We start from the raw sequence: 17,339 nt of genomic DNA, 5'->3' as shown, positions 1-17,339 counted from the left end.
GTCGAGAAGATTCTCAGAAACCGATAAAGAACGGAGGAGGGGGAGGCGGAGGAGGAGGGGGATGGTCTCACGTGGACGTGGCCGTCCCTACGCCGGGCGACCGTCGTAGTTGAGGCCGCCCACAATCGCGTCGAAGCGCTGCTTGTCCCCGCGCACGAACGCCTCGGCCAGCTGCGGGTACGTCACAAGAGCCTCCTCGAACAGATCGGCAAAGCTCGCGTGGCGCTTCTCGCCCGTAAAGGGGTTGGCCCACTCGCGGCGCTCGAGGTTCGCCGATGCACACTCGTCCAACTCGGTTACGTGGTGGGCAAACGCCTCCGCCATGGAGTGCGGCCGCGCCAGGCGCTCAACCGCCCCAATGAGGCGCGTCTTTGGCGAGTCCGCCGGCTCGATCCGGCGGTACACCCACTGGTAGTCGCTCACTGCTGCACCGTACTCCTCGGGTCCAACGTTGAGGCCAAAGACGGCAAGCGCCACCTGCGAGAAGATCGTCCCGCCAACGCGGTCGATGCGCCCCGTGCGCATGAGATCAGAGGCTGGGTGGTGCTCGAGCACCGTCACGTGGCGCTTCTCCCAGAGAATCCAGGAGTCTATGTCGCTCTCGATGATTGCGTGAATCTCGTGCGAGGCGTCGGAGAGGCCGGGCTGCTCCAGCAGCGCGTACTGCTGCGCGTAGATCATGGGGTGTGCTGTGCGGTCCAGCACGTAATGGCCGAGAAGCCCCAGCGCAAACGCCCTGCCAATCCGCTCGTCCTCGAGGGGCAGGTGTCCCACCGAGGAGCGAATGTCGCCAAACGCATCGGTGACGTGACTGGCGTGCATGTCGTGCGCGAGGTGACGGCATGCGGCAACGCGTGCCGGGATGGTACGGAAGCGCACGAAGAAGGGATCCGGGCCCTCGTTGCCCAGAAGGAAGGCGAGAAGTTCCTCCTCGCCGTCGACAAGGCCCTCGGGAAGACACTGTGCCGCGTCCTCACCAAAGATGTGATGCGTTATCAGAGAGGGCATGCTCGCGCTCCTTGGGTACGCCATGCAGGCCGCGCCCACGGCCAGCAACGGATGCAAATCAAGCCTTTAGGATAATCTAACTTGTGCGTTTTGGGGAGCGGCACAGCCATTACCTTACGTTGCGATTGCTTGGGTAACATTAAGAGCTTGATTGTCGTCTGCCTTCAGGGAGTCAGATTGAGCCTGCTGGAGATTGTCGTACTCGGCCTCGCCCTCTCAGCGGACGCATTATCGGTCACTATCTCGAACACCTTTGCCTACAGGAACGAGCGCATCTCCAGGCTCGCGCTCATGCCGGTCTTCTTTGGTGTCTTCCAGGCACTCATGCCCGTTGCTGGCTACTATCTGGGCGGTGTCGCGGCGGACTTCATCGAGAGCTATGCGGGCATCGTAACCCTGGTCATTCTGGGCATCATCGGCGGCAACATGGTGCGCGAGGGCGTCTCGTCCATTCGCGCGTGCCGTAACTGCGAGCCCGCGCCCACGAAGGGGAGGCTTACCCTCTGGACCCTCTTCGTCCAGGCTATCGCCACCGCCATCGACGCCTTTGCGGTTGGCGTTTCGCTGCGTGCGCAGGCCGTTGACCTGGTCTTCTCGGTGTGCACCATCGGCCTTACCACTGCCATCTGCTGCGTCATCGCGCTGGCGCTTGGGCGCAAGCTGGGCACGATCCTCGGCGACCGCGCCGAGATCCTTGGCGGCTGCGTGCTTATCGGCATTGGCATCAAGGCGCTGCTGGCATAAGCCCGGCGCCGTCTCCCCATGCGAGAACAACCAAGCCCCGCTCACGGCCTCGGTATGCCGCTTAGGGGGACTCTCTCCCTCGGTAATCGAATTCTGTAAGAAAAATAAACGAGAAGTGTAAAGCTTGATAAAAGAACCAAGGCTACGTGGCCTTGGGGGCATAGGGAGAGCCGCGGCATGCCACGGCGCAACGTAGCGGGCCTCAGGAAGGCCCGTTAGATTGGGGTGTCTCATGAAGAACGTATCTCGTAGGGAGTTTCTCGGCACGACTGCTGTCGCAGCAGCAGGCCTTGGCCTTGCCGCGTGCGGTGGATCAGACACGTCGGGTTCCAGCTCCAGCGGCACCGACACCAGCTCGAGCTCCGGCTCGGACGACCTGTCCCGCATCGCGAGCGACGACGTGATCGAGGCCGCCAAGAAGGACGGCGAGCTTGTGGTCTACGGCTCCTGCGAGGAGCAGCACGTGGCCGCCTGCGCCCAGCACTTCCAGGAGCTCTTTGGCATCGAGACCTCCTATCAGCGTCTTTCCACGGGCGAGGTCGAGTCAAAGGTGGAAGAGGAGAACGGCAACCCCTCCGCCGACGTCTGGTTTGGCGGCACCACCGATCCTTATAACGTGGCCGTGACCAAGGGCATCCTCGAGCCCTACGAGGCAAAGAACGCCTCGCATCTCATCTCCGACAAGTTCCGTGACGCCGACGGAAACTGGTACGGCATCTACAAGGGCATCCTTGGCTTCTTCTACAACAAAGACGAGCTTGAGCGCAAGGGCCTCGACGCCCCGCAGGACTGGCCCGATCTTCTCGACGAGAAGTACAAGGACCTCATCTGGATGTCCAACTACAACACGGCCGGCACGGCTAAGCTCATCCTCAACACCGTCATCCAGAAGTACGGCCACGACGACGGCATCAAGTACCTGGTAGACCTGGACAAGAACGTGCAGGTCTACACCAAGAGTGGCTCTGGCCCGTCCAAGAACGTGGGCACCGGCGAGTGCACCATCGGCATTGGCTTCCTGCACGACGCCATCTACCAGATCGTCGACAACGGCTACCAGAACATCGGCCTTGTGATCCCGTCCTCCGGTGCCTCCTACGAGGTTGGCGCCACGGCCATCTTCAAGGGCTGCAAGCACGAGAACGCCGCCAAGCTCTGGATCGAGTACGCTCTCTCGCCGCAGTGCGTCGAGCGTGCCCAGGAGGTTGGCGCCTACCAGTTCCTGGTCATCGATGACGCAAAGCAGCCGGCGGTTGTCGAGGAGTACGGCCTCGATCCCAACAACGTCATGGACTACGACTTCGAGGACGCCAAGGAGAACACCGAGCAGTACGTCTCTGACATCATGAACGCCCTCGGTGGCGGCGACGACCGCTTCCAGACCGAGTAGCACCCTGCCTTCCGCCCCGGGGCGTCGCATGCCTCGGGGCGGAGTGCGTCAAGCGAGAGGAGAGATGCCATGGCACGAGGTCAGAGTGCTCGGCTGGACCAGAAGAAGTTGCTGGCAGATCCAATACTGGTCACCACGATCATCGTCCTGATCGTGTTCTTGACCCTATTCATCCTATATCCGCTGGCAATCCTGCTCGTCGATGCCGTGGTAGGGGAGAGCGGCCCCACGCTTTCCGTGTTACAGCGCGTGCTGGCGATGCCGTCCTTCGAGACGGCCATCAGTAACACGCTGGTCCTGGGGCTCTTCGTAGGCATAGTGGCCACGCTCATCGGCCTGCTCTTTGCCTACGTCGAGGTTTACGTCAACCTCAAGTCGCGCTTCATGAGCGGGCTCTTCAAGCTCGTCTCCATGCTCCCCGTGGTCTCTCCGCCGTTTGTGCTGTCGCTTTCGGTAATCCTGCTTTTTGGCAAGGCGGGCCTCATCACCCGCACGCTTCTGGGAATCTATGACAACAACGTCTACGGCTTCTGGGGCATTGCCCTCGTGCAGACGCTCACGTTCTTCCCCGTGTGCTACATGATGTTCAGGGGACTGCTGAGAAACATCGACCCTTCCCTTGAGGAGGCTGCGCGCGACATGGGCGCCTCTCGCTGGAAGGTCTTCACCAGCGTCACACTGCCGCTCATCCTGCCGGGCATGGGCAACGCGTTTCTCGTCTCCTTCATGGAGTCCATCGCCGATTTTGCGAACCCCATGATCATCGGTGGCTCCTACGACACGCTTGCCACGTCCATCTACCTGCAGATCACCGGCGCCTACGACAAGCAGGGCGCATCTGCCATGTCGTGCGTGCTTCTCGGCATCACGCTCATCATGTTCATCGTCCAGAAGTACGTGCTCGAGCGCAAGAGCACGGCAACACTCACGGGCAAGGCCGCGCGCGGCCGCATGCTCATCACCGACAACTCCGTGCGCATTCCGCTCTCCGTCCTCTGCGGTGCCGTCGCCATCTTCGTCGTGGCGCTTTACATCTGCGTCCCGTTCGGCGCCCTGTTCAAGACGTGGGGCTATGACTACTCGCTCACGCCCAAGTGGTTCATCCAGGTCTTTACCCTCCACCACGGCTTCGAGGCCTTTGCCGACTCGTTTGGCCTGTCGCTCATTGCGGCACCGCTTACGGCCCTCCTCTCTATGGTCATCGCGTACCTTGTCGTCAAGAGGCGCTTCGCCGGACGCGGCTTCATCGAGTTCGTCTCCATGCTCGCCATGGCAGTCCCCGGCACCGTCCTCGGCGTCGGCTTCATCCGCGGCTTCTCCAGCGGCGTCTTCCACACGGGCTTCATGCAGGGTCTCTACGGCACTGCCGCCATTCTCGTCATCGTGTTCATCGTGAGGTCGCTTCCCACCGGTACCCGCTCCGGCATCTCGGCGCTGCGCCAGATCGACAAGTCCATCGAGGAGTCTGCCTACGACATGGGTGCCAACAGCTTCCAGGTCTTCATGACCGTCACGCTGCCGCTCATCAAGGACTCGTTCCTCTCGGGCCTTGTCACCGCGTTCGTGCGCTCCATCACGGCAATCTCGGCCGTCATCCTGCTGGTCACACCGCAGACCCTCATGATCACCGTCCAGATCAACGAGTACGCCGAGAAGGGCGCCTATGGCATTGCCTGCGCCTTTGCCACGATCCTCATCATCATCACCTACGCGGCCGTTCTGCTTATGAACCTCTTCATCAAGCACTTCGGCACCAGCGCAAAGATCAACGCCAAGAGCGAGGAGGAGTAACCCATGGCCAAGGAGAAGAAGGGTGTGCGTCTTGAGCACATCTCCAAGATCTACCAGGATCCCAAGACCAAGAAGGACTTCTACGCCGTCCACGATGCCAACCTGGAGATAGCGCCCGGTGAGTTCGTGACGCTGCTTGGCCCCTCTGGCTGCGGAAAGACCACCATCCTGCGCATGATCGCCGGCTTCGAAAGCCCGGACGAGGGACAGATCTACCTGGGCGGCGAGCCCATCAACGACCTTACCCCCAACAAGCGCGACACGGCCATGGTCTTCCAGAGCTACGCTCTGCTCCCGCACTACAACATCTTTGATAACGTGGCGTACGGCCTCAAGATCCGCAAGCTCCCCGCCGACGAGATTCGCGACAAGGTCACGCGAATCCTGGGCATGGTTGGCTTGGAGGGCATGGAGGATCGCATGACCAACCAGCTCTCGGGTGGCCAGCAGCAGCGCGTTGCCCTGGCGCGTGCCCTGGTCATCGAGCCCTCGGTCCTGCTCTTCGACGAGCCTCTCTCCAACCTGGACGCCAAGCTGCGCGTGGAGATGCGCACCGAGGTGCGTCGCATCCAGCAGGAGGCGGGCATCACCGCAGTCTACGTGACGCACGACCAGTCCGAGGCCATGGCAATCGCCGACAGGATCATCGTCATGAAGCGTGGCGTCATCGACCAGGTTGGCGACCCGCACGCCGTCTACTATCGTCCCGTCGACGAGTTTGTGGCCGACTTCATTGGCGAGTCCAACTTCCTGCGTGGCAAGCTTGCCGAGAAGGAGGGTGACACCGGTGTCGCGACCATCGAGGGGCACAGCGTTGAGGTTGACGGCGTTTCCGCCCACAGCGTGGGCGATGACATCACCCTGGTGCTGCGTCCCGAGGCGGCCACCCTCGCTGACGAGGGCGTCCTCCACTGCAAGGTCACACTCTCGCGCTTCATGGGCAGCTACCAGAACTACCAGGTCATGGTAGGCAACACCCTTGTCAAGATTCAGGACTTCAACCCCAAGACCCACAAGATCTATGAGGTGGGCGACGATGCCTTTGTGAGCTTCACAAAAGGCGACGTTCACGCACTGTGAGACAAAGGGAGTTTCCCTTTGTCTCATTCGACGGGCGTCTTCCTGCGCCATGGGCGGGGAAGGCGCCCGTTCTTGGTATTGGCGGGTAGAATCGATGGGTATGAGCAGAGTGTGTCAGTTTGTTAGCGCGTCTGGAGGCATACCATGGACCAGAAGTTTGCGAGTACTAAGTTGGGAACCATCGTCTCTGGCGTTGCGCTGGCGGCTATGGGCATCATTCTCTTCACCAACCCGCAATCCGCCATGCTTACGATCACCGTCATGCTTGGATGGGTGCTGGTTGTCATGGGCATTGTTTCTCTGGCGAGCGCGCTCACGCGCTGGAGCGTGATCCTCTCGACTGCCGACCTCTACGCCGGCATCGTCGAGCTGCTCTTTGGCATCCTTCTGGTGAACATCCCAGGCTTCTTTGTGACGTGGATCTTCATCCTGCTGGGCATCTTCATCCTGGTCTCCGGCCTCAACTCCCTGTACGGCGCAAACGCCTTGCAGGCGCTTGGCCTGCCGAGGGCTGGAACCGCCAAGGTGGGTGCCATTCTCGCCATCGTGCTGGGTGTGCTGGTGCTGTTCTCGCCTGGTCTCTTTGCTGATACGACCATGGTCATCTGCGGCATTGCGCTGGTCTACTGTGGCATCGTGCGCATTGTGGATGGCGTTCGTATGCCAGACGACCGCAGGAAGTAGGGGAGCCTTCGCACGGGGCTGAGGGATTTGGTCTCCAGGGGCTCTTGGTCAGCTGCTTCTGACGGACCCCTGCCCAAAAATCGACATTGACGGCCCAAATCAGGGGGTAGCGCCTAGTATCACCTGACGGGTGCCATTTCCCTACCTGCGGTTCCGCTAAAAGTTAGAGTCTTAGTACTCGCCAAATCGCCGAAAATGGGCCGTCAATGTCGATTTTTGGGCAGCAGGTCCCCGATTGGGTGCCGCCAGCCCCGTTCGTTGTTACCAGCCCGTCTCGTGCCCGCGGCATACGCCCAGTTGGTAGTCAAAATGGGCGACCGGCCGGTAACAAGCCTCGTCTTGAACAGCTCGCTATTACCGGCTCGTGGCGCATGGCAACCCTTAACTGCGTAAATGCCGCAGTCGTGTGACAGGCCGGTAACAAGCACCCACCCGGGCCCGCACGTTGTTACCGGCCAGCGGCAAACTGCAACTCCCAGCTGCGGAAACGTTGCTGCCACGCGATCATCCGGTAACAACGGTCGCGTCTCCAGAAGGACATCCAACAAAGAGCCCAGCTGCAGCTTAGCTGCAGCTGGGCTCACTCACGGCTGGTACGCGATGCTTACACGTAGAAGAGCATCTTGTTGTAGCTCGGGACGGGCCAGTAGTCGTGGCCGCAGACCTTCTCCATGTCATCGACAGCGGTGCGCAGCGCGGTCATTGCGGGGATGACGACGTCGCGGTAGCAGTCATCGGCTGCCTGCGGATCCTCAAGGCCTTTGGCCTGGGCGTTCTTGGCCTCAAGGTCATCCACGGCGTCGGAGATGGCGTTGATGCCGTCGGTGAGGACGCTCACCATCTTCTTTTCGGCCTTGGCGTCAATGCCCAGCTCGGCCTTAGTCGCGACGCTCGTGGCGATGTCGCCGGAGTAGTCGAAGAGGGCAGGTAGGTACATGTGGCGCGTCATGTAGACCATGGTGTTGGCCTCGATGTTGAGCAGCTTTGCGTACTGCTCGGCCTTTGCCACGTAGCGGGCATGGACCTCGGTCTCGCTGAGGACGCCGTACTTCTCGAAGAACTTGATGTTCTCGGGCTTGATCAGCGCGGGGAGAGCATCCGGCGTGGTCTTGAGGTTAGGCAGGCCACGGCGTGCTGCCTCGGCCTCCCACTCCTCGGAGTAGCCGTTGCCATCGAAGAGGATGCGCTGGTGGTCACGGAAGGTGTGGCGCACGAAGCGCATGGCGACGGTAGTGAAGTCCTCGTCGGCACGGTCGGCAACGTAGTCCACGAAGCGCTCGCACTGCTCGGCGACTGCGGTGTTGAGGATGACGTTGGGATCGGAGAGGTTCTGCTGGCTGCCGCACATGCGGAACTCGAACTTGTTGCCGGTGAAGGCGAACGGGGAGGTGCGGTTGCGGTCTGTGTTGTCGCGCAGGACCTCGGGCAGCTGCGGGACGCCCAGATCGATGGACTCGCGATCGTGGGCCTCGGGCTGCTCCTTCTTCACGAGCGCCTCAACGATAGGCGTGAGGGCGTCGCCCAGGAAGACGGAGATGATCGCCGGGGGCGCCTCGTTGGCGCCGAGGCGGTGGTCGTTACCGGCAGAGGCCACGGACATGCGCAGCAGGTCGGCGTGGTCGTCGACAGCAGCAACCAGGCAGGCGAGAAAGACCAGGAACTGCAGGTTGTCCTGCGGGTCGTCGCCCGGCTCGAGGAGGTTCTTGTTGTCAGCGCAAAGCGACCAGTTGTTGTGCTTGCCGGAGCCGTTTACATAGTCGAAGGGCTTCTCGTGCTGCAGGCACACCAGGCCATGGTGAGAAGCGATGAGCTTCATCTTCTCCATGGTGAGGAGGTTGTCGTCAATCGCGAGTGAGCCCCTCTCGAAGATGGGGGCAAGTTCGTGCTGGCTCGGCGCGACCTCGTTGTGCTTGGTCTTGGCAGGGATGCCGAGCTTCCAGAGCTCGTCATCGAGCTCCTTCATGAACTCGTTGACCGTGGGGCGAATGGCGCCGAAGTAGTGTTCCTCGAGCTCCTGGCCCTTTGCGGGCTCGCATCCAAAGAGCGTGCGGCCGGTGAGGATGAGGTCGGGTCGGGCCTGGTAGTCCTCCTCCTTGATGAGGAAGTACTCCTGCTCCGGGCCAATGGTGGTGTAGACGCGGTGCGGCTTCTGGCCGAAGAGTGCCAGCAGGCGCTTGGCCTGCTTCTCGAGGGCGACCTCGGAGCGAAGCAGCGGGGTCTTCTTGTCGAGGGCCTCACCGGTATAGCTGATGAAGGCGGTGGGGATGCAGAGAACCTCGTCCTTGATGAAGGCGGGGCTGGTGGGATCCCACACGGTGTAGCCACGGGCCTCGAAGGTGGCGCGAAGGCCGCCGGAGGGGAAGCTCGAGGCGTCGGGCTCGCCCTGGACCAGCTCCTTGCCGGAGAAGGTCATGAGCACCGAGCCGTCACCGTTGGGGGAGATGAAGCTGTCGTGCTTCTCGGACGTGATGCCCGTCAGCGGCTGGAACCAGTGGGTGTAGTGAGTGGCGCCCTTCTCGAGTGCCCACTCCTTCATGGCGTGGGCGACCTCGTTGGCGATGTCGATATCGAGAGGCGCGCCCTCCTTGATGACCTGCATGAGCTTCTTGTAGGTCGGCTTGGGGAGACGCTCCTGCATGTCCTTGTCGGTGAACAGCAGGCTCCCGTATTCCTCTGAGACCTTGTCTGTTGCCATACTGCCTCTTCTCCTGTCCCTGAACTTTCCCGGAGGCACCCTGCGGGGGTTGCTGCTCGCTGGCGCCCTTGTACGCACACCACTGTACCGTGCCTTTGTTTCCCAATGCTGGAAGAGCTTGTTTCTACGCAATTTCGAGGAGGGGAAGGTTGGGGGACAGAGGGGCGTCTGGGGGCATTTGGCGCCTCCAACCGCACCGTACGCTCGCAAGAGTCACAGAGATTCGCGAGTAAAAGGGGCGTGCGGCTATCGAGGGGAAATGAAGGCGGGCGCAGCCGTGGCAACAACAGGGAAAAACAAAGAAAATTTCCCAAATTGTTGAGGAAAAAAAGAAAAAACTTTTCTATAATGGTTCACGTAACGGACGGAGCGGGCCAAGGAGACACTCATGACAGATTATATGAAGCAGGATGGCTTCTATGAGAATGTCGAGAAGATCGGCGTCATGCCGGTTGTCGTTCTCGAGAAGCTCGAGGATGCAGTTCCCATGGGAAACGCGCTTACTAAGGGCGGCCTGCCTGCAGCCGAGGTGACGTTCAGGACCTCCGCGGCGGCCGATTGCATTCACGCCATGGCAACCAAGTGCCCCGACGTCCTCGTTGGTGCGGGAACCGTACTCAACCTCGACCAGGCAAAGCGTGCGGTGGATGCTGGCGCGAAGTTCATCGTGAGCCCCGGTTTTGACCTCGAGGTTGTCGATTGGTGCCTCGCTAACAAGATTGACGTGATTCCCGCCGGTGTGACGCCGACCGAGCTCACGACCCTGGTCAACCGGGGCATCGAGGTCACCAAGTTCTTCCCTGCAGGCATTTACGGTGGCATCAAGGCCATCGACGCACTGGCTTCGGTGTTTGTTGGGCACCGCTTCATGCCTACCGGTGGCGTCAACGCCGATAACCTCCGCGATTATCTCAGCGACAAGGCGATTATCGCTGCTGGTGGCACGTGGATGGTGAAGCCCGCCCTCTTCAGCGACGGTGACTTCACCGAGGTGGAGCGCAAGTCCGCCGAGGCAGCAAAGATGGTTCGCGAGATCAGGGGCATGTAGGCACCAGGTGCGGCATGCAGGCAACGTGGCTGTCGCTCAGACGGCTGACGAGAGGAGCAGATTCCATGGCAAGCAGCACAACTAAGCTCGACAGCGCAATCAAGTTTGGTGCAGGAAGGTATCGGCAGGAGAGCGGCCTTCTCGACCACATTGGCGAGGAAATTCGCCGCTTTGGCCGCAGGGTCCTTGTCGTTGCCGGTCCGCGTGCATGGGATGCCGTGAAGGACAAGTTCACCGCAAGCATGAACGAGTCCGGCATTGACTTCCAGCTGGAGGTTTTTGGCGGATGGTGCTCCTTTGAGGCGGCAAAGGAGCTTGCCGACAAGGCCCACGCCTACGGCGCGCAGGAGATCGTTGGCATTGGCGGCGGCAAGATCATGGACCTCGCAAAGGCGGTTGGCGAGGTGGCAAAGCTCGGGACTGTCAACGTCCCCACCTCGGCATCCACGTGCGCCCCGTTCACGTGCATGAGCGTCATGTACACGCCGGAGGGTGGCAAGAAGCTCAGCTGGAGGTTCGACCACGAGATCGATGCCTGCCTCATGGACATGGACGTGATTGCGAACTGCCCCATCCGCTACAACGCGGCAGGCATCGTTGACGCCATGGCCAAGCGCATCGAGATGCTCAACGGCCAGCCCGCCCTCAAGGAGGAGGACACGCCCATCGACATATTCTCGGCCTATAGCATTGCGTGCTACACGTACTCGGTGCTGGAGCAGAATGCCCTCAAGGCAATCGAGGACAACAGGCAGCACAAGGCAACAAAGACGCTCTACGACGTCGCGTTCATGAACGTGCCGGTGACGGGCGTCATCGCCAACACCACCAAGAGCTTCAAGCAGTCTGAGCTTGCTCACGTCATCTACGATGGCGTTCGCACCATCTTCACCAAGGAGGCGGCTGACGCAATCCACGGCGAGATCGTGGGAGTTGGCCTCTTCTGCCAGCTCTACTTCAACGGCCAGGAGGACAAGGAGGCCGAGCTGCGCGAGTTCATGCGCAGCATGGATATGCCGCTGACCCTCTCCGACCTTGGCATCGAGCCGACCGAGGAGAACATGGACAAGCTCGAGGAGTACATCGCGAACTCTCGTCACTTCACGAGCACCGACCCGGCGGACCGCAAGCGCCTGCACGACGCGGTTCACGAGATGGCATAGGCACTTCTCATACACCTATTCCGCGTCTGTGGGGAAGCCCGCGGAGCGAAGGGAAAACGACCCCGGCTGCCTTGGGGGAGAGGCAGCCGGGGTCGCGTCTTAGTGCGGGCGTCTGTTCGTGCAGCCCCGCGCGCATGCGCCTATCCGCGCGCAGGAACCGCCCTACTGGGCGCCTACTGGGCACTGTCCTACAGCTGGGACATGTAATTCTCGGGGTTGTCCAACTTGGTGAGGCTGATGGCAGACCTAATGGCGTGCAGGGATTCCGGAACGCCAGGCTTGCGGAACATGACGGTCGTGTAGAGCGAATCGATGAGGGCAAGCTGGGCGATCCTGCTCGAGAGCGACTCCGAGCGGTACCCCGTCTCCTCAGATGCCGAGAGCAGGATGACGTCCGCGTATTGCTCCAGGTACTTAGAGGGGTAGCTTGCTACGGCAATCACCTTTGCGCCTGCGTCCTTCGCGATGCGCGCGATGTTGATGATTCCCTCTGAGAGGCCCGTGTGGGTGATGGCAAAGATGCAGTCTTCCTTCCCGAGAAGAGAGGCCTGCATGAGCTGGACGTGGTAGTCAGCGGCGAACTGGACTTCGATAGGGGAGCGAAGGAACTTCTGGTAAGCGTCATAGGCGACGGCATTCGACTCGCCGCTTCCGTAGAACGAGACGCGCCGTGCATCAAGCAGAAGCTGGACTGCCTTGTCGAGATCGTCTGCATCGAAGAGCTTCGCCGTGTCCTCGAGCGACATGACTGAAGAGCGAAAAACCTTCTTCGCAATGTCGATGGCCGAGTCGTCACGCGAGACGTTCTCGTGGACCGAAATCTCCGGATTGTAGGCATCGGTGAGAAGGTCGTTCCTAAAATCGCGATAGCCCTGGTAGCCGAGCTTCTTCGTGAACTTGAAGACCGTGGAGTCCGCCAGGCCAAGGGTGGAGGCAATCTCGGAGATTGTCATGAGCGAGGCGTCATCGGGGTTGGCAATGACGTACTCGGCAATCTCCCTCTCCTTGGAGGAGAAGGAGGGCATGGCAGCCTTGATCTTGAGCAAGACCGAACTGTTGTGGACGGGCATGGCGCACTCCAATGTTTCCAGAGAAATAGCGCGATGGGGTAGGGCTTGTCGCCGGTGGCCCAAGGGGGTCTTTCCAGTCCTTGTCCCAACAGGTGACCTTAAATAAACATTAGCAGGTCAACGGCGATTTATCCGCAGAAGTGGAAGAAGCCGCAATCTTATCACTTCCCCTTCGCAAAAGATAAAATTGCCATCCACACATATAAGAAATGAAATCTCAACAGTACGTCCACAAAAAATATTTCTCCGTTTAGAGAAAAAAGAAAAAAATTACTTGAAAAGTGTCATAGTATGTAGCCGTTACGTAGGCAAGTGCTGCCGACGAGAGGAGCAATATGGGTAGTTACGTTGGGGTCTTTGGCATGGGCGTCATGGGACAGAGTCTCGCCCTGAACATCGCCAGCAAGGGGTACTCCGTTTCTGTCTTCAACAGGCACGGCGAAGCCACGAAGAAGTTCATGGAGAACCGCGTTCAGGGTCACGAGGACCGCATGAAGCTCGTGAGCGACTCCTACGACCTCAAGTCGTTCTGCGATTCTCTCGAGACTCCTCGCAAGATCATCCTCATGGTCAAGGCCGGTCCCGTCGTGGATGCCGTTACCGACGAGCTTCTCCCTTACCTTGAGTCCGGCGACATCGTTATCGACGCTGGCAACTCGTACTACAAGGACACCAAGCGTCGCATGGATTACTATGCCGAGAAGGGCATCAACTTCTTTGGCATGGGCGTCTCCGGTGGCGAGAAGGGCGCCCTCGTTGGCCCCTCCATTATGCCCAGCGGTGACAAGAACCTCTACGACACCTACCTTGCCAAGCTCCTCACTGACATCTCGGCCCATACCGCTGATGGCTCGCCTTGCTGCGATTACATTGGTCCCGAGGGCTCTGGCCAGTACGTGAAGATGGTTCACAATGGCATCGAGTATGGTGACATCCAGAACATCGACGAGGCGTACTGGATCATGAAGCAGCTTCTCGGCATGAGCAACGCCGAGATGGCAGACGTCTTCGAGAGCTGGAACAACGGCCGTCTCAACTCGTTCCTGGTCGAAATTACCTACAAGATTCTGCGCGAGAAGGACCCCGAGACCGGCGACGACCTCATCGACCACATCCTCGACGAGGCGGCCCAGAAGGGCACCGGCATGTGGACGGCCATTGACGGCCTCGAGATGCACATGCCCATCCCAACCATGGCCGAGGCGGTGTTCGCCCGCAACCTCTCTGCCATCAAGGGTCAGCGCGTCGAGGCCTCCAAGGTCTTCTCCGAGAAGCCCGCGGCGCACATCGAGGACAAGCAGGCCTTCCTCGCCGACCTCGAGCAGGCCGTGTACGCCAACAAGATCATCGCCTACGCGCAGGGCTTCCAGCTTCTGTCCGCCGCCTCCGACGAGCACAACTGGGACCTCAAGCTCGGCGACATCGCGCTGCTGTGGCGTGAGGGTTGCATCATCCGCGCTGGCTTCCTCGATCGCATCAAGTCCGCATACAGCGAGGGGAAGAAGGTCGTGAACCTCATCCTTACGGACGAGTTCCGCGAGGAGATCAGGGCTGCCATCCCTGCATACCGTCGCGTCGTTGCCAAGGCCATCGAGTGCGGCCTCTATATCCCCACGATGGTCGCCTCCCTGCAGTACTTCGATGGCTATACCTCCGAGAAGCTCGAGGCCAACATGTGCCAGGCCCAGCGCGACTGGTTTGGCGCGCACACGTTCCATCGCGACGACCGTCCGCACGACGAGTCCTTCCATCACACCTGGGAGAAGCTCGACTAGCTGTCTAGCAGCAGAGCATTTTTCTCCTGGTCAAACTTGTGGTTGTGCGTCTGCCACGGAGACAGACGTGAAGAACGAAAGGTGAGAGTATGAGCGTTACACAAGCACTGCTGATTGCGGTCTTCGTAGCCGCAATCGAGTCCCGAGCCCTTGGCTACGCGACTCTTACAATGAGGTTTTCTCCTCTCATGACGGGCATGTGGGTTGGTCTTGTCCTTGGCAACATGGAGGTGGCAATGGTCACGACTGCCGCCATCCAGCTCATCTACATGGGCGTCGTTGCTCCTGGTGGCCCGCTTCCCTCTGAGCCGTCCATCTCTGCGGCAGTCGCCGTCTCTGCGGCAGTCATCGGTAACCTTGACCCCAACGCAGCGGTTGCAATCGCAGTCCCCGTTGGCCTGCTCGGCAGCTATCTCTACCAGCTCCGCTTCTTCCTGAACACCTTCGCCATCCAGAAGATGGATGTCTATGCTGCTGAGGGCGAGAGCCACAAGCTCGCGTTCTGGATTGGCGCCGTTCCTACGATGATTTCGTTCGCACTGTTTGTGCCCACCATGTTCATCGCTCTTTACCTTGGCGCTCCTGTCATCTCCGACTTCATGAACTCCATCAGCAACGGCCCGATCCTGCATGCCCTCAACACCGTTGGCGGTGGCCTGGCTGCCCTCGGTATCGCAGTCACCATGCACGTCATCGGCAACCAGAAGCTCCTGCCCTTCTTCTTCCTGGGCTACTTCCTGGTCGTTACCGCCAATCAGTTCGTGAGCGGAATCAACGCCGTGAGCACCGCTGCGTCGCTTGACGTCACGATGTCCAGCATCACTACTGTTACCTGGGCTGCCTTCGGCATCATCATCGCCTTCCTGTACACCCTCTTCACCGCCAAGAAGGAAGAGGACGAGGACGAGGATGACGAGGACTAGCACCAACAACTTTGACATCCCCAGCCAAGGCAACCTAGAAGGGAACCAATCACAATGAGTGAGACGCTTTCCAACGATTATCATGACTACCTCAACAGTGAGGGCATGATTGAGGCCGACCCCGCTCTCATGCTCGGTGACGAGAACGCACCCGAAGAGATTACCAAGCACGACCTGTTCAAGGCTTGGTTCCGCGGATGGTGGGCAAACGAGGTTCCACACTCGTTCGACCGTATGATTGCACCCGCATTCCTCTTTGGCCTCATGCCGATCCTCCAGAAGCTCTACAAGAACAAGGTCATGCTCGGCGAGGCGTACCAGCGCCACATGGTGTTCTTCAACACCCAGGCAATCTGGGGCCAGGGCCTCATCACCGGCATCACCGCTTCGCTCGAGGAGGAGCGCGCCAAGGCGCTCCACGAGGGCAGGGCAGACGAGGCAATCAGCCCGCAGATCATCAACGCAACGAAGGTCGGCCTCATGGGCCCGCTCGCCGGCATTGGTGACTCCATCGACTCCGGTACCGTTCAGTACATCTTCATCGCTATGTTCCTGCCGCTCGCTCAGCAGGGCAGCGCATGGGGCGCTCTGCTCCCCTGGATCTGCTTCACGGTTGCAACGTTCATCTACGGCTTCGCTTTTGTGAAGCTTGGCTACAAGATGGGCCGTCGTGCCGCGCTTGAGGTCATGAAGGGCACCAAGATCAAGGCCGTCATCGATGGCCTGGGCGTTCTCGGACTGTTCATGATGGGCATTCTGGCAGCTAGCTACGTCAAGGTGTCCACGCCCATCTCGTTCGAGCTGTCGGGCAAGACCTTTGCCATCCAGACCATCCTCAACGGAATTCTTCCTGGGTTCCTGCCGCTCCTGGCCGTTGTCCTTCTGTACCTGTACTTCAAGAAGAACGGCCTCAAGATCACCAAGGCCATGATCATCTACACGATCGTGCTTCTCGTGCTCGGCCTTGTGAACGTCCTCTAGGATTAGGTTTTAGGAAACCATTTACCGTCTGTCTATAGGAGGTCCTCCGTTGAAGGAGAGAAGAGTTCTCGTCATCACGCACGGCCACTTTGGCGAGGAGCTCGTCAAGAGTGTCGAGATGATCATGGGCAAGCAGGACTACGTCACGGCAATGGGGCTTTTGCCTGGTTGTTCTGTTGATGATCTCAGGGAGAAGGCGTTTGAGGTCGTTGCCAAGAACGATGCCGACGGCGCCGACACCATCGTGTGCTGCGACCTGTTTGGGGGCAGCCCCAGCAACGTTGCACTCTCCTGCCTAGGCAAGAGCGACTGCAAGGTCGTGCTTGGTGTTAACATGCCCATGCTCGTCCAGCTTGCTCAAGACATCCATGATACGGAGGACCTCGACGAGCTCGTCAACACTGCAGCGCAGGCAGCCCGTGACGGCGTTGTGGTCAAGGACAGGGCAATTCTGCTCGGGAAATAGCGAAAGAAAAGGCAGGTAGTTATTATGGCAACCATCAACCTCACAAGAATTGACGATCGCCTCATCCACGGCCAGGTCATGCAGGTCTGGTCCAAGGGCAACGGCACCAACACGATCTACGTCGTTGACGATGACACCGCCAAGGACGCGTTCATGAAGGAGATCTACGAGTCGACCCAGTCTACCGGTGGACTCAAGATCAAGGTCTTCTCCGCCAAGGGCCTCGTGAAGCAGTATGCAAAGAACCAGTTTGGCGACAGGAAGCTCATGCTGGTCTTCAAGAACGCGGACTACGTGAAGACGGCTGTTGAGGGTGGCGTGCCTATCACCTCGGTCGATGTGGGCAACGTCTGCAACAAGCCCAACACCGTGCAGGTCATCAAGACTGTCTACCTTTCGGACAAGGACTACGAGGACCTCAAGGAGATTTCTGACAAGGGCGTCGAGGTCTATTTCCAGAACATTCCTTCGAGCGAGAAGCTCTCGATGGATGACGCTGCTAAGAAGATGGGAAAGTAGGG

General features: G+C 59.8%; 15 protein-coding genes. 12 read left to right on the top strand and 3 right to left on the bottom strand.

All coding sequences use genetic code 11. The features are described from left to right. Positions 1-87: 87 nt before the first annotated feature. On the bottom strand, positions 88-1,008 hold the full coding sequence (locus tag BT122_RS08320) for a zinc dependent phospholipase C family protein (RefSeq protein WP_072355512.1): 921 nt from the start codon (positions 1,006-1,008) through the stop codon (positions 88-90). A 177-nt stretch (positions 1,009-1,185) separates the two neighbouring features. Here BT122_RS08320 and BT122_RS08315 point away from each other — a divergent pair, with 177 nt between their 5' ends. The 5 genes from BT122_RS08315 (at position 1,186) to BT122_RS08295 (ending at position 6,697) form a co-directional block, all read left to right on the top strand. Continuing rightward, the gene (locus BT122_RS08315) at positions 1,186-1,752 is read left to right on the top strand and encodes a manganese efflux pump MntP (RefSeq protein ID WP_083432408.1); all 567 of its coding nucleotides are present in this window, start codon (positions 1,186-1,188) and stop codon (positions 1,750-1,752) included. A gap of 232 nt (positions 1,753-1,984) precedes the next feature. Further along, on the top strand, positions 1,985-3,142 hold the full coding sequence (locus tag BT122_RS08310; RefSeq protein WP_072355474.1) for an ABC transporter substrate-binding protein: 1,158 nt from the start codon (positions 1,985-1,987) through the stop codon (positions 3,140-3,142). A gap of 69 nt (positions 3,143-3,211) precedes the next feature. Then, positions 3,212-4,933 carry an ABC transporter permease gene (locus tag BT122_RS08305; protein WP_072355473.1) on the top strand — a complete coding sequence of 574 codons (1,722 nt, stop codon included), beginning with the start codon at positions 3,212-3,214 and terminating at the stop codon, positions 4,931-4,933. A gap of 3 nt (positions 4,934-4,936) precedes the next feature. Then, positions 4,937-6,013 carry an ABC transporter ATP-binding protein gene (locus tag BT122_RS08300; RefSeq protein ID WP_032110949.1) on the top strand — a complete coding sequence of 359 codons (1,077 nt, stop codon included), beginning with the start codon at positions 4,937-4,939 and terminating at the stop codon, positions 6,011-6,013. 144 nt (positions 6,014-6,157) lie between these two features. Next, positions 6,158-6,697, top strand: a complete 540-nt coding sequence (locus tag BT122_RS08295; RefSeq protein WP_072355472.1) for an HdeD family acid-resistance protein — start codon at positions 6,158-6,160, stop codon at positions 6,695-6,697. 604 nt (positions 6,698-7,301) lie between these two features. On the opposite strand, the gene BT122_RS08290 is transcribed toward BT122_RS08295, so the two are convergent. Beyond that, on the bottom strand, positions 7,302-9,392 hold the full coding sequence (locus BT122_RS08290; protein ID WP_072355471.1) for a glutamine synthetase III family protein: 2,091 nt from the start codon (positions 9,390-9,392) through the stop codon (positions 7,302-7,304). Positions 9,393-9,780: 388 nt separating this feature from the next. On the opposite strand from BT122_RS08290, the gene BT122_RS08285 reads away from it, so the two are divergent. Further along, on the top strand, positions 9,781-10,440 hold the full coding sequence (locus BT122_RS08285) for a bifunctional 4-hydroxy-2-oxoglutarate aldolase/2-dehydro-3-deoxy-phosphogluconate aldolase (RefSeq protein ID WP_082667221.1): 660 nt from the start codon (positions 9,781-9,783) through the stop codon (positions 10,438-10,440). A 65-nt stretch (positions 10,441-10,505) separates the two neighbouring features. Then, complete coding sequence (locus BT122_RS08280; protein ID WP_059053901.1) at positions 10,506-11,603, top strand: iron-containing alcohol dehydrogenase family protein; 1,098 nt, start codon at positions 10,506-10,508, stop codon at positions 11,601-11,603. A gap of 188 nt (positions 11,604-11,791) precedes the next feature. Here the strand turns inward: BT122_RS08280 and BT122_RS08275 are convergent, their stop codons facing one another. Further along, positions 11,792-12,673 carry a MurR/RpiR family transcriptional regulator gene (locus BT122_RS08275; RefSeq protein WP_072355470.1) on the bottom strand — a complete coding sequence of 294 codons (882 nt, stop codon included), beginning with the start codon at positions 12,671-12,673 and terminating at the stop codon, positions 11,792-11,794. Between the two features lie 335 nt (positions 12,674-13,008). On the opposite strand from BT122_RS08275, the gene gnd reads away from it, so the two are divergent. The 5 genes from gnd (at position 13,009) to BT122_RS08250 (ending at position 17,337) form a co-directional block, all read left to right on the top strand. Beyond that, positions 13,009-14,448 carry an NADP-dependent phosphogluconate dehydrogenase gene (gene gnd / locus BT122_RS08270; RefSeq protein WP_059053905.1) on the top strand — a complete coding sequence of 480 codons (1,440 nt, stop codon included), beginning with the start codon at positions 13,009-13,011 and terminating at the stop codon, positions 14,446-14,448. Between the two features lie 89 nt (positions 14,449-14,537). Further along, the gene (locus BT122_RS08265; RefSeq protein WP_072355469.1) at positions 14,538-15,371 is read left to right on the top strand and encodes a PTS sugar transporter subunit IIC; all 834 of its coding nucleotides are present in this window, start codon (positions 14,538-14,540) and stop codon (positions 15,369-15,371) included. Between the two features lie 54 nt (positions 15,372-15,425). Beyond that, complete coding sequence (locus BT122_RS08260) at positions 15,426-16,352, top strand: PTS system mannose/fructose/sorbose family transporter subunit IID (RefSeq protein ID WP_082667223.1); 927 nt, start codon at positions 15,426-15,428, stop codon at positions 16,350-16,352. Positions 16,353-16,401: 49 nt separating this feature from the next. Then, a complete protein-coding gene (locus tag BT122_RS08255) occupies positions 16,402-16,818 on the top strand; it encodes a PTS sugar transporter subunit IIA (protein WP_059053910.1) in 417 nt (138 codons plus the stop codon). A gap of 24 nt (positions 16,819-16,842) precedes the next feature. Further along, positions 16,843-17,337, top strand: a complete 495-nt coding sequence (locus BT122_RS08250) for a PTS sugar transporter subunit IIB (protein ID WP_059053912.1) — start codon at positions 16,843-16,845, stop codon at positions 17,335-17,337. Positions 17,338-17,339: the final 2 nt, after the last annotated feature.

Origin of the sequence: Olsenella sp. kh2p3 (assembly GCA_900119625.1) — a bacterium.
Classification (GTDB): Bacteria; Actinomycetota; Coriobacteriia; order Coriobacteriales; family Atopobiaceae; genus Tractidigestivibacter.
Note: the sequence above shows the minus strand (reverse complement) of the source record. Positions and strands in the feature narration are given on the sequence as shown.